This window comes from Nonomuraea sp. NPDC050663, from assembly GCF_044456985.1.
Taxonomy (GTDB): Bacteria; Actinomycetota; Actinomycetes; order Streptosporangiales; family Streptosporangiaceae; genus Nonomuraea.
Genome location: NZ_JBITGL010000002.1, coordinates 792,189 through 804,142, shown reverse-complemented (window position 1 = coordinate 804,142; position 11,954 = coordinate 792,189). Strand labels below are relative to the sequence as shown.

At 72.3% G+C, this 11,954-nt stretch carries 12 protein-coding genes; 5 read left to right on the top strand and 7 right to left on the bottom strand.

Annotated features, from left to right (window positions below; translation table 11 throughout):
* Positions 1-16 precede the first annotated feature (16 nt).
* On the top strand, positions 17-1,069 hold the full coding sequence (locus ACIBH1_RS08490) for a hypothetical protein (RefSeq protein ID WP_397312950.1): 1,053 nt from the start codon (positions 17-19) through the stop codon (positions 1,067-1,069).
* Here ACIBH1_RS08490 and alc read toward each other — a convergent pair.
* From alc to ACIBH1_RS08455, 7 genes are all read right to left on the bottom strand, one after another.
* Complete coding sequence (gene alc, locus ACIBH1_RS08485; RefSeq protein ID WP_397312949.1) at positions 1,048-1,971, bottom strand: allantoicase; 924 nt, start codon at positions 1,969-1,971, stop codon at positions 1,048-1,050. The two genes, ACIBH1_RS08490 and alc, sit on opposite strands and share 22 nt — an antisense overlap.
* A 1-nt stretch (position 1,972) precedes the next feature.
* Positions 1,973-3,286 (bottom strand): allantoinase AllB, encoded by a 1,314-nt coding sequence (gene allB, locus ACIBH1_RS08480; RefSeq protein ID WP_397312947.1) that lies wholly within the window; start codon positions 3,284-3,286, stop codon positions 1,973-1,975.
* A 23-nt stretch (positions 3,287-3,309) separates the two neighbouring features.
* Entirely contained in the window at positions 3,310-4,470 is a 1,161-nt protein-coding gene (locus ACIBH1_RS08475) for a glycerate kinase (RefSeq protein WP_397312946.1), read from the bottom strand.
* 84 nt (positions 4,471-4,554) lie between these two features.
* Positions 4,555-6,252, bottom strand: a complete 1,698-nt coding sequence (gene gcl / locus ACIBH1_RS08470; protein ID WP_397313106.1) for a glyoxylate carboligase — start codon at positions 6,250-6,252, stop codon at positions 4,555-4,557.
* A gap of 2 nt (positions 6,253-6,254) precedes the next feature.
* Positions 6,255-7,088, bottom strand: coding sequence for an NAD(P)-dependent oxidoreductase (locus tag ACIBH1_RS08465; RefSeq protein ID WP_397312945.1), 834 nt, complete (start codon positions 7,086-7,088; stop codon positions 6,255-6,257).
* A complete protein-coding gene (locus ACIBH1_RS08460) occupies positions 7,085-7,846 on the bottom strand; it encodes a hydroxypyruvate isomerase family protein (RefSeq protein WP_397312944.1) in 762 nt (253 codons plus the stop codon). The genes ACIBH1_RS08465 and ACIBH1_RS08460 overlap by 4 nt, the downstream gene beginning before the upstream one ends.
* Positions 7,843-8,205 carry a gamma-glutamylcyclotransferase gene (locus ACIBH1_RS08455; protein ID WP_181608353.1) on the bottom strand — a complete coding sequence of 121 codons (363 nt, stop codon included), beginning with the start codon at positions 8,203-8,205 and terminating at the stop codon, positions 7,843-7,845. Before ACIBH1_RS08455 ends, ACIBH1_RS08460 begins: the two co-directional genes overlap by 4 nt.
* A gap of 181 nt (positions 8,206-8,386) precedes the next feature.
* Here ACIBH1_RS08455 and ACIBH1_RS08450 point away from each other — a divergent pair, with 181 nt between their 5' ends.
* From ACIBH1_RS08450 to ACIBH1_RS08435, 4 genes are all read left to right on the top strand, one after another.
* Positions 8,387-9,538 (top strand): winged helix DNA-binding domain-containing protein, encoded by a 1,152-nt coding sequence (locus ACIBH1_RS08450; protein WP_397312943.1) that lies wholly within the window; start codon positions 8,387-8,389, stop codon positions 9,536-9,538.
* Entirely contained in the window at positions 9,525-10,214 is a 690-nt protein-coding gene (locus ACIBH1_RS08445; protein WP_397312942.1) for a TetR/AcrR family transcriptional regulator C-terminal domain-containing protein, read from the top strand. Before ACIBH1_RS08450 ends, ACIBH1_RS08445 begins: the two co-directional genes overlap by 14 nt.
* 86 nt (positions 10,215-10,300) lie before the next feature.
* The gene (locus ACIBH1_RS08440; protein ID WP_397312941.1) at positions 10,301-11,272 is read left to right on the top strand and encodes an NAD(P)-dependent alcohol dehydrogenase; all 972 of its coding nucleotides are present in this window, start codon (positions 10,301-10,303) and stop codon (positions 11,270-11,272) included.
* Positions 11,269-11,946, top strand: a complete 678-nt coding sequence (locus ACIBH1_RS08435) for an NAD(P)-dependent oxidoreductase (RefSeq protein ID WP_397312939.1) — start codon at positions 11,269-11,271, stop codon at positions 11,944-11,946. The genes ACIBH1_RS08440 and ACIBH1_RS08435 overlap by 4 nt, the downstream gene beginning before the upstream one ends.
* The last annotated feature ends 8 nt before the right edge of the window (positions 11,947-11,954 follow it).

The following is an 11,954-nucleotide window of genomic DNA, read 5'->3' as shown; positions in this document are numbered from 1 at the left end:
CGGTGTATGGGCAGGCGTGAGAACCCTCCTCGTCACCGCCCTGCTGCTCGCCGGTTGCACGTCGGCCCCTGAGCCCCAGGCTGTCCCGTCGCCGTCCCCGTCGCCGTCGGGCATGCACGCGCCGATGACGCCCCTGTCGGGCAGGCCGCCCGGCCGTCCGGCCGGGACGCGGCTGCTGGTCTCGGGTGACGAGGTGTTCGTGCTCGACACCAACTCCGGCGTGCGCACGCCCGTCACCGGCCTGCCCCAGGGCTGGATGTGGTGGTCGCAGAGCTCGGCGGGCCTGCACGTCCTGTACGGCGGGCCGGCCGCCGATCCGCAGAAGGGGCGCGTCTACCTGCTCGACGGCGCGGCGGCCACTCCCCTGGCCCGTGGCGGCTCCGCCTTCCCCCAGCACGCGGGGACCGGCGTCTACGTCGTGCGTCCGCGCTCGAAGGACACCTGCGCGCTCGTCCTCTACAGCCTGGGCGGCGTCGCGGCCTCCGACCGCGACTATCCCTGCTCCACCGTGCCGTACCGGGACACCTCCGCCGGGCTGATCGGCGCCGGCGGCCTGTTCGCCCCCGACGGCCGGTCGATCCTGTCCGGCATGTCCGTGCACGACGCCGCGGGCCGCTGGGCGGTCGTCACGCGGGGCGAGAAGCTCTTCCGCGTCGAGCTGCACCCGGGCGGCGGCAAGCCCGGCTCCATCGTCGAGCTGGCGCCGCCCCCGGCGCCCGACGGGCAGTTGGGCTGGGTCTCCCTGTCGCCCGACGGCCGCACCGCCGCCGTCGCGCTGGTGGAGCCGGCCTGGCCGGGACCACGGCAGTCCTTCGACCTGTGGCTGCTCGACCTGGAGTCGGCGGCATGGAGCCGGGCGCCCGGCATGCCCGTGCCCGCCGCCGTCAAGACGATCGCCCATCGCTGGACGGCGACGGGCGATCTGGTGCTGGCCGGGCGTTTCCCGACGACGGGGGCGGTGCGTCCCGCTGAGTACTCAGGGGCGGTGGTGACGGTACGGCCCGGCCTGCCGTACCTGATCGTGGAGCGGGTCGACCTGCCGGACGGTCACACGGTGTCGGTGATGTGACCCAGCAGGCGCACCCTGGCCAGCCCTCCGTCGGGGTAGATGTCGACGCGCACGTGCGTCACCGGCGGCGCGTCGGCCAGGCGGAAACGGTGCGGCGCGTCGGGGTCGAGCTTGGTCTTCGGCAGCAGCTCCACCTCGGTGTCCCCGTCGATGCCGGTGAGGGAGACCCAGCCGGGCGCGTTGAAGATCAGGTTGGTGGTGTCGATCTCCACCAGCTTAATCGTGCCGCGCGCGGCCAGCCGGATGACCAGCCACTCGTTGCCCTCGACGCGGCGGCGGGCGGTCTCCCAGCCTTCGGCCTGGTGGCGGGAGAGCCCGGGGGCGATGACGTTGTTGGGCGCGGAGTAGTACTCGTTGGAGCACTCGGTCACCAGGGCGCCGTTGGCCAGGGCGGCCAGGTCGAGGCCGAGCCCGTCGTAGATCGACAGGTCGGTGCGCACCTCGCCGTGCACGCGCAGGCGCGCGACGCCGCCATCAGGGAAGATGTTGAGCCGCACGTGGGTGTAGGTGGCGTCGTCGTCGACCTCGAAGTGGTGCTCGGCGTCGCCCTTGAGCTCGCTCCTGGGCACGATCTCGACCCAGGTCTCCAGGTCGGCGCTGGCCTCCACGGAGGCGTGGGGCGGGTAGTTGCCCTTGAACCACGCGGTGTCGATCACGATGCCGCGGATGACGCCGGGAAGGCCGAGGCGCACGATCGCCCAGTCGTGGCCGGGCTCGCGGCGGCGGCGGGTCTCCCAGCCGTCGTAGACCTGGCCCTTGTTGCCGAACGTCTCGGCCTGGAAGGCCGGCCGGCCCGGACGGATGAGGCTCTCCCTCTCGGCGAACGACTCGTCGTTGGCGGCGATCACCGCCCCGCCGTGGCCGCGCAGCGCCAGATCGGGCAGGCTGGTGAAGCGGGTCATCTCACGTGCTCACTTTCTTCAGGAACGTTCCGTTCGGCTCGCTGCCGATCTCGCCGCCGCGCAGCCAGGTCGTCTCCACGACTCCCTTGAGCCGCCTGCCGTGGTAGGGCGTGACCGGGTTCTTGTGGTGCAGTGCTCCGGCGTCGACCAGGTGATCGGCTTCCGGGTCGAAGGCGACGAGGTCGGCATCGTTACCTGGCTTAATAGCACCTTTTCCTGAAATTTCGCCCAGAGCGGCCGGTGCCTCGGCCATCCACCGCACCACATCGCGCAGCGTGTGCCCGCGCCGCGACGCCTCCGTCCAGATGGCCGTCAGCCCGAGCTGGAGCGAGGCGATCCCGCCCCACGCCCTGGCGAAGTCGGGCACCTTCAGGTCCGCGGTCGACGGCGAGTGGTCGGAGACGACGCAGCTCAGCACCCCCCGCGCCAGCCCCTCCCACAACCGGTCACGGTTGGCCGAGTCGCGGATCGGCGGGCAGCACTTGAAGGCCGTCTGGCCCTCGGGCACCTGCTCGGCCTCCAGGGTCAGGTAGTGCGGGCAGGTCTCCGCCGTGATCCGCACGCCCGACCGCTGGGCCGCCTCCAGGGGCTCCAGGCATTCGGCGCTCGACACGTGGAGGATGTGGGTCCTGGCCCCGGTCTGCCGGGCGAGCTCGATCACCTGCTCGACGGCCCGTCGCTCCGACCGGCCGGGCCTGCTGTCGAGGAACTGGCCGTAGGAGGGCCCTTCAGGCTCGGTCAGCAGCTGGGGGTCTTCGGCGTGCACGACCAGCAGCGCGTCGAGCGCCGCCAGGCGGGTCATGACCTGGCGCACCTCGTCGAGGTCCAGGTGCGGGAACTCCTCGACGCCCGAGGGCGACAGGAAACACTTGAAGCCGTAGACGCCCTGCTCGTGCAGGGCGGCCAGGTCGGCGAGGTTGCCGGGGATCGCCCCGCCCCAGAAGCCCACGTCGACCCAGCACTGGCCGGTCGCGGCCTTCTGCTTGGTCCGCAGAGCGTCGGCGTCGACCGTCGGCGGCAGGGAGTTGAGCGGCATGTCGACGATCGTCGTCACGCCACCGGCGGCCGCCGCGCGCGTGGCCGAGGCGAAGCCCTCCCAGTGGGTCCTGCCCGGCTCGTTCACGTGCACGTGCGTGTCGACCAGGCCGGGCAGCAGCGCCGTGGTCCCGAGGTCGACCTCGCGCACGCCGCGCGCTTCGGACTCGTGCGGCTCGACGGCGGTGATCCTGCCCCGGTCGACCACCACCGTCGCGGGCGTGACGCCGCCGGGCGTGACGACCCTAGTGGAGCGGATCACCAGGTCGTGCTCGCTCATGTTCGCCTGTCCTCCTTCGTGGCTCATGACAACCGTTCCCGCGCCACCACCGCGCCCAGCCTCTCCAGCAGGGGGCCCGCCTCGGCGATGCAGCGGTCGGTGTCGGGTTCGAGGTCGGTGAGGGCGTAGGCGGCCTCGATGCCGGCGGCCTGCAGCTCCTCGTCGCCGAGGTCGCGCCTGCCGCACACGGCGATCACGGGCACGCCCGCCTTGGCCGCGGCCTGGGCGACGCCGACGGGCGCCTTGCCGCGCAGCGACTGCGCGTCAAGGGAGCCCTCGCCGGTGATGACCAGGCGGGCGCCGGTGACGTGCTCGGCGAAGCCGAGGAGGTCGAGCAGGTACTCGATGCCGGGCCGTACCTCGGCGCCGAGGAAGGCGAGCGCGGCGAAGCCGACGCCGCCCGCCGCGCCGGCGCCCGGAGCTCCGGCGACGCCCATCGGGCGCGGCGTGCCGTCGTGCTCGACCGCGCCCACCAGGCCATGCGTGTGGGTGGCGACCGCGGCCAGGCGCGCCAGCGCCGACTCCAGGAGGACGACGTCGTCGGGCGTGGCGCCCTTCTGCGGGCCGTAGACGGCGGCGGCGCCGTGCGGGCCGAGCAGCGGGTTGTCGACGTCGCTGGCCACGACGACCTCGACGCCCGACAGGCGGGCGAAACCCGTCAGGTCGATGCGGTCGAGCTCGCACAGCGCGGCGCCGCCCCTGGCCAGCTCGCCGCCCGAGGCGTCGAGCAGGCGGGCGCCGAGCGCCTGGACCATGCCCGCTCCCCCGTCGGTGCAGGCGCTGCCGCCGAGCCCGAGCACGATGCGGCGGGCGCCCCCGGCCAGCGCGTGGGCGATCAGCTCGCCGGTGCCGAAACTGGTGGCCGTCAACGGCTGCCGCTCACCGGGCAGGCGGCGCAGGCCCGAGGCCTCGGCGAGCTCCACCACCGCCGTCCCGCCGCCTGCGTCCCAGGCGTAGGAGGCGGTCACGGGCTCGCCCGTCGGCCCCGTGACGGACACCTCGACCCGGGCGAAACCACAGGCCACCACCGCGTCGACAGTCCCGTCTCCCCCGTCGGCGACGGGCAGCGCGAGGCTGGGCACGCCGAGCCCGGCCGCCAGGTGCGCGCAGACCTCGGCGGCCGTCAGTGAGCCCTTGAACTTGTCGGGCGCGATCAGGACGTGGTTCTGGGCGGGGTCAACCACTGCGAACTCCTCCGGCGATGATGAACAATAGGCGGAACACGCCTTCCTGCCCGGTGCGAGCGGGCAGGAAGGCGTGCCCCATCATCACACCTGGGCCACAAGCGGTTCGAACTCGGCCACCGCATCGATCGACGGGCCGTGCGGGGTGTTCGCCTCGCGCTCGATCATGATCTCGACGAGCACCGGGCGCGACAGCCGCTGCGACTCCTTGACCGCCCACTCCAGCGAGGGCCGGATGTCGGCGGGGTCGAACACCCGGCGCCCCGCGCAGCCGTACGCCTCCATGATCTTGACGTTGTCGGTGCCGTACTCGTCGAAGTGGATGTTCACCTCGTAGTTCATGGAGTACGGGATCGACGCCTGGCGGATCAGGCCCAGGTATTCGTTGTTCAGCATGACCAGCACGAACGGCACGTCGTACTGCGCGGCCACGGCCAGCTCCTCGACGAGGAACTGGAAGCCGTAGTCGCCGACGACGCCCACGACCTGCGCCTCGGGGGCGGCCTTCTTGACGCCGATCGCCGCCGGGATCTCCCAGCCGAGCGGGCCCGCCTGGCCGCAGACCTGGTAGCGGCGGGGCTTGCCGGCCTTCTGGTGCTGGCCGCCCCAGATCTGGTAGAGCCCGATCGCGGTGACGAAGTACGTCTCGTCGTCGAAGAAGTCGTTGATCTCCTTGTAGACCCGCGGGGCCTTGACCGGGATGTCGTCGAAGTCCTCGCGCCTGGTGAGGGTGCGCTTGAGCTCGCCGACGCGGGAGACCCAGGCTCCGGGCGTACGGCTCAGCCCGCGGCTCCTGGCCAGCGCGATGAGGGCCCGCAGGAACAGCCGGGTGTCCGAGACGACGCCCAGGTCGGGCTCGAAGACCCTGCCGATCTGGGTGGGCTCGATGTCGACGTGGATGAACCGCCGCTCGCCCCGGTAGACGTCGAGGGTGCCGGTGTGGCGGTCGCCGAAGCGGGCGCCCAGGGCCAGGACCAGGTCCGACTCCAGGAACGAGGCGTTGCCGTACCTCTGGGAGGTCTGGATGCCGGTCATGCCGGCGTACAGCGGGTGGTCCTCGTCGATGGAGCCCTTGCCCATGAGGGTGGCCTGCACCGGGATCTGCAGGAGCTCGGCGAGCTCGCGCAGTTCGGCCGAGGCCTCGCCGATGATCACGCCGCCGCCCGCGAGGATGAGCGGGCGCTCGGCGGCCAGCAGCATGTCCAGGGCGCGCTCCACGCGCGGCGGGTGCGGCTCGACCTTCGTGACGGGCAGCGGGGCGTCGATCGCGGGGTCGTACTCGATGATCTGCTTGGCGACGTCGACCGGGATGTCGATGAGCACCGGGCCGGGCCGTCCCGAGCGGGCGACGCGGAAGGCCTCGCGGAAGATCCACGGCGCCTGTCCCGCCTCCTTGAGCTGGACCGCCCACTTGGTGACGGGCTTGGCGATCTCGACGATGTCGACCGCCTGGAAGGCCTCCTGGTGGAGCTTGGACGACACGGCCTGGCCGGTGATGACGATCATCGGGATGGAGTCGGCCATCGCGGTGTAGAGGCCGGTGATCATGTTGGTCCCGGCGGGGCCGGAGGTGCCGATGGCGACGCCGACCCGGCCGTTGGTGCGGGCCCAGCCGTCGGCCATGTGGGTGGCGCCCTCCTCGTGCCGGACGATCAGGTGCTCGATGCCGCCGAGCTCCTCCATCGCCTTGTACAGCGGCAGGATCGCCGCGCCTGGGCAGCCGAAGGCCACGTCCACGCCCTCGTCGCGCATGACGTGGACGACGGCGTTCATTGCGGGCATCTTCATCGGGACGACAACCCTTCGACGACCTTGAGCAGGGCGGAGTGATCGAGCGAGCCGTACCCCTGGGCACGGGCGCTCGCGATGAGCTGGGCGGTCAGGGCGCCCATCGGCAGGGCGACCTCGGCGGTGCGAGCGGCGTCGAGGATGATGCCCATGTCCTTGTGGTGCAGGTCGATGCGGAAGCCGGGGGCGAACTCCCGCTCGAGCATCGAGGTGCGCTTGAGCTCCAGGATGCGCGAGCCCGCGAGTCCTCCGGCGAGCACGTCGAGCCCTGCCCCGGCGTCGACGCCCGCGGCCTCCATCAGCACGATGGCCTCGGCGACCAGGGCGTAGGTGCCGCCGACGACGAGCTGGTTGGCCGCCTTGACGAACTGGCCCGCTCCGGGGCCGCCGACGAGCTTGAAGGTCTTGCCGACCGCCTCGAAGATCGGGCGGGCCGCCTCGAAGTCGTCGGGGGATCCGCCGACCATGATCGACAGGACGGCGTCGGCCGCGCCCTTCTCGCCGCCGGAGACCGGGGCGTCGAGAGCGCGCTTCCACTGCGAGGCGAGCGTGCGGGAGGTCTGCGGGGTGATGGTGGAGAAGTCGATGTACAGCGCGCCGGGCGGGGCGTGCTCGGCGATCTCGGGGAAGACCGCCAGGACCTGCGGGTCGGCAGGGAGCATGGTGACGACCACCTCGGCGTCCTGCACGGCCTGCGCCACGCTGCCGGCGAGGCGCCCGCCGAAGTCGACCGGCTGCAGGTCGTACCCGATGACGTCGTGCCCCGCGGCGACGAGGTGACCGGCCATGGGACGGCCCATGATGCCCAGCCCGATGAAGGCGATCTTCACTGCGTGAACTCCTTGGTCCAGTCGAAGTCGAGTTCCGGGTCCTTGTACTCAAGGCCCACCCAGCCGTCGTAGCCGTCGAGCAGGTCGGCCAGGGGCAGCTCGCCCGTGCCCGGACGGCCGCGGCCGGGGTTGTCGGCGATCTGCACGTGTCCCGTCAGCGGGTGCGCCAGCGCGGCGGGCAGGTCCTCGCCCATGCGCGCCAGGTGGTACAGGTCGCACAGGAAGCGCACGTTGGGCTCGCCGACCGCCTCGATCACGTCGAGCGCGGCCCCGGCCGACACCAGCGGGTAGGAGGGCGACTCGTAGGAGTTGAGCGCCTCGACCAGCACCACGGCGCCGATGCCCGCGGCCTTGGAGGCGGCCAGGCGCAGGTTCTCCAGCGCCAGCTCGTCCTGCTGGGCGTCGAGTCCGCCGACGCGGTTGCCGTACAGGGCGTTGAGCGCGGTGCAGCCCAGGCGCCCGGCGATGCCGACCGCCACGTCCAGGTTGTCGCGCAGCCGTACGGCGTCGGCGGGACGGGAGAACAGCCCGCGCCCGCCCTCGGGGATGTCGTCGGCGAAGTTCAGCCCGACCAGGCGCACCCCCGCCTCCTCCACCGCGCGGACGAACGCGTCGACCTCGCGGTCTCCTGGCACGTCGGCGGCGAACGGCCACCAGAACTCCACGCCCTCGAATCCGGCGGCGCGGGCGGCGGCGGGCCGCTCGGTCACCGGCAGGTGCGTGAAGAGAATGGAGCAGTTCACGTCGAATCTGATCATCCGGCCCACCTTCCCCGGGTCGTGATGTCGACCAGCTCGGCGTGCGAGACGACCGGCCGGCGCAGCAGCATGGCCAGCGACGAGCCGCCGTCGGCCAGCTCGATCACCCCCAGCTCGAGTTCGGGTGGTTCGGCGGGCAGGAGCCTGTCGCGCAGCACGTCCAGGTCGACGTCGTACAGCTCGCCCGCGATCGCCGCGCCGCCGTGGGAGACGGGCGACAGGGCGGGGCAGCGGCCGCCGACGGAGTAGAACCGGTACTTGGCTGCGGTCTCGGTCTCGGCGACGAGCGGCGACCCGTCCAGCAGGTGGTGGAGGGGTCCGCCGCGCATGGCGCCGCCGTTGAGGAACATCAGGGCCATCGCAGGTCCTCTCGCAAGGTGAGGCCCGTAGGTCCGCCCGGGTGCGAGCCGGGCGGCGCGGTACCTGCTGGCTTCGTGTGTCCCAGTACACAATCCGCTCCGCCGTCCGCGATAGCGGCAAGACGTCCGAAGCTCCACGCCGGTTGGCGCGCCGCAGTTGTGCCATGGTCCAATCGGTGCTGTGCGTACGATCCCGGTGGCCGAGCGCCGCGCCCGCCTCGGGGTGCGGCACGCCCTGACGGCCCCTGCCTCCGGCGTGGCCGCCGCGACCTCGGCGGTCGTGGCGCTGCACGCCACCGACCCGGCTACCGTCTACCTGTCGGCCGGGGCCCGCATCGCCGATCCCGGGCTGGAGCGCATCGAGCGGGAGCTGTACGACGGTTCGCTGGTGCGCCTGCACGGCATGCGCCGCACCGTCTTCGTGGTGCCCGCCGAGCTCGCGCCCGTCGTGCACTTCTCCACCAGCGCCGCCATCGCGGTGCGCGAGCGCAGGCAGCTGGTCAAGCACATGACCGAGGGTGGGCTCGACTGGAGCGCCGAGGCCCTGGCCGACGTCGAGGCGTCGGTGCTGCGGCTGGTGGCCGAGCGCGGTGAGATCAGCGTGAACGAGCTGACCGCCGCCGAGCCGCGGCTGCGCGAGCAGATGCGCTTCGCGATCGGCAAGCCGTACGAAACGAGCCAGGCGATCGGCTCGCGGCTGATCGCCCTGCTCGGCATGGAGGGCAGGATCGTCCGGCGTGGCCGTACCGCGGGCACCTGGATCAGCCAGCAGCACAACTGGTCGGCGGCGCTGCCGCTCCTGGAGCTCGACGTGCGTGCGGCGCAGGCCGAGCTCGTCCGGCACTGGCTGGCCGCCTTCGGTCCCGGCACCGAGGCCGACGTCAAGTGGTGGACCGGCTGGAACCTGGGCGACACCCGCAGGGCGCTCGCGGCGGTGGGCGCCGTGGAGGTCGACTCCGGGTTCGTCCTGCCCGACGACCTCGAACCCGTGGCCGCGCCCGCCCCCTGGGCGGCGTTCCTGCCCGCGCTGGACCCGACGCCGATGGGCTGGCAGCAGCGCGACTTCTACCTGGCGCCCGAGCACCGGCCGGCGTTGTTCGACCGCAGTGGCAACATCGGGCCGACCGTATGGTGGGAGGGCCGGATCGTCGGCGGCTGGGCGACCCGCGCCGACGGCGAGATCGTCTGGGAGCTGCTCGACGACGTCGGGTCCGACGCCGTGGCGATGATCGAGGCCGAGGCCGCGGGCCTGGCCGCCTGGCTCGGCGGTGCGAAGGTCACCCCGAGGTTCCGTACTCCCCTGGAGCGTAAGCTGTCCCATGTGGATCGATGAGGAGACCGACGCGCAGCCGCGCGTCCCGCTGAGCAAACGCCGTGTCCTGCGCACCGCCGTCGCGATCGCCGACGAGGCGGGCGTCGAGGCGCTCACCATGCGGCGGCTGGCCTCCGAGCTCGGCGTCGAGCCCATGTCGCTCTACCACCACGTCGCCAACAAGGAGGCGATCCTCGACGGCCTCATCGAGGTGATCGTCGGGGAGATCCTGGAGGCGGTGGGCGGCCTGCCCGGCGACGACGGATGGCAGGCGGCGCTGCGCAGGCGCATCCTGACCGCCCGCGAGGTGCTGCTGCGCCACCGGTGGGCGCCGGCCGTCTTCCAGACCCGCAAGGAGATCGCCGCTCCGCTGATCGCCTACTACGACGGGGTGCTGGGCATCCTGCGCTCCGGCGGCTTCTCCTGGGACCTGGCGCACCACGCGATCCATGCTTTGGGCAGCAGGGCGATCGGCTTCGCCATGGAGCTCTTCCAGCCCGACGACGCCGGCTCCGGCGACGACGACCCCGAGATGATGGCGATGATGGCCCAGCAGTTCCCGAACATCGCCGGGATGATGGCGTCGATCGTGCACGACGATCCCGACACCACGCTGAGCTGGTGCGACGACCAGTCCGAGTTCGAGTTCGGGCTCGATCTGCTCCTCGAGGGCCTGGAGCGCCGCCGCTCCTCCTGAGAACTCTCTCAGTTCAGGACCTTGACAGACTTACGCCGTATGGCACCCTTATGGTGTATGGCTACCTTACAGCGTATGGAGCGATCATGAAGGCCTGGACCTGGGAGCGCTACGGCTCTCCCGACGTGCTCGAGATGCGTGACATCGACCCGCCCCTGCGCAAGGAGGGCGAGGTCCTGGTGCGGGTGCGCGCCGCCTCCGTCAACCCCTACGACTGGCGGCACCTGCGCGCCGACCCGCAGTTCATCCGGCTGTACGCCGGGCTGCGCCGCCCCAAGCCCGGCTCCATCCTCGGCGCCGACCTCGCCGGAGTCGTCGAGGACGCGCCCGCCGGCTCCGCCTTCCGCCCCGGCGACGAGGTCTTCGGCGACGTGCAGCTCGGCGCCTTCGCCGAACTCGTCTCCGCCCCCGTGGGCCGCCTGGCCCCCAAGCCGCACGGCCTCACCTTCGAGGAGGCCGCCGCCCTGCCGATGGCCGGCCAGACCGCCATGAAGGCGCTGGAGACGCTCCGCCCCGGCCAGCACGTCCTGGTCAACGGGGCGGCGGGCGGCATCGGCACCTGCGCCGTCCAGCTCGCCAAGGCCGCGGGCGCCGTCGTCACCGGCGTGTGCGGCACCCGCAACGCCGACCTGGTCCGCTCCATCGGCGCCGACCGCGTCGTCGATTACACCCGCACCGACTTCACCCGTTCGGGCGAGCGCTACGACCTCATCGTGGACCTCGTCGGCAACCACTCGCTGCGTCGCTTCCGCCGCGCCCTGGCCCCCCGCGGCACGCTCGCCCTGGTCGGCGGCCTGACCGGCGGAGGGCGGCTGTTCGGCCCGCTCATCCAGATCCTCGCGGGCTCGCTCATGACCCGCTTCGTGCGCCAGAGCATCACCCCCATCACCTGGGAGCCGGGCGCCGAGTCGCTGCGCCGCCTCGCGGCACACGCCGAGGCGGGCGACATCAGGCCCGTCATCGACCAGGTCTTCCAGTTCGCCGAAGTGCCCGAGGCCGTACGCCACGTCGAGAGCCGCCACGCCCGCGGCAAGGTCGTCATCGGAGGGATCGCATGAAGGTCTGCATCGTCGGCGCTTCGGGGAAACTCGGGCGCTACATGGTCAGGCACTGCCTGGAGCGGGGCTACGAGGTCGTCGGCGTCTGCCGGCCCGGCAGCGTCGACAAGCTCGCCCCGTACGCCGACCGCATCACCATCGTGCCCGGCAAGACCAACGACCGCGAGGTCATCCGCAAGGCCGTCGCCGGGTGCGACGGGGTGCTGACCGTGCTGGTGCCGTGGAGGGTGCAGAAGTACTCCAGCGGCACCGCCCAGGCGGTGCTCGACCACGCCGAGCCGGGGGCGCGGCTGATCTTCTCGTGCGGGTGGCACATCACGCGCGACGGGCGCGACGTCTACCCGTGGACCTTCCGGCTGATGCTGAAGGTCATCGCCCCGCTGATGCGCTTCGCGCGCTTCGCCGAGATCGACGACCAGATCGAGGCGTGCCGCCGCGTCTTCGCCAGCGACACCCGGTGGACCGTCGTGCGCGGGAGCGACCTGGAGGAGGGCGAGAGCCAGGGGCTGCCGGTGTGGAGCAGGCACGTGGGCGACCCGATCCTGGCCAGCAACAGGACGCGGCGGGTGGACTTCGCGCTGTTCATGGTGGCGGCGCTCACCGACGACGCGCTCGTCCAGGAGGCTCCGGCCATCAACGGGTGCCGCACGCCGTCCGCCCTGGCCCACGTCTGAGCCCGCCC